The sequence below is a fragment of the Sphingomonas sp. 10B4 genome (genome assembly GCF_035019905.1).
Taxonomy (GTDB): Bacteria; Pseudomonadota; Alphaproteobacteria; order Sphingomonadales; family Sphingomonadaceae; genus Sphingomonas; species Sphingomonas glacialis.
In genome coordinates, this window is record NZ_JASJVC010000414.1 from 1 (window position 1) to 257 (window position 257).

The 257-nt window shown below is 49.8% G+C and carries 1 protein-coding gene; it reads left to right on the forward strand.

The window, feature by feature from the left end:
- Positions 1-11 precede the first annotated feature (11 nt).
- Positions 12-257: MFS transporter (locus tag QN347_RS20315; protein WP_323494478.1), on the forward strand; the 246-nt coding region annotated here is incomplete at its 3' end.

A 257-nucleotide genomic window follows, 5' to 3' on the forward strand; every position in this document is an offset into this window, starting at 1 on the left:
TACTGACAGGGCTGGGCTTAGGTGCAGCCTTACCCAATGTAGTTACCTTGATGAGCGAATATTGCCCCGACAAGAGCCGCTCATTTATAACCAATGCACTGTTTTGTGGCTTTCCATTGGGAGCAGCACTGGGAGGATTCATCTCTGCTTGGATGATCCCCCATTGGGGCTGGCGCAGCGTGTTAGTGGCTGGGGGTTTGTTCCCCTTGTTGTTATCGATACTGATCTTTAGCGTCTTGCCAGAATCGGTAAAATTT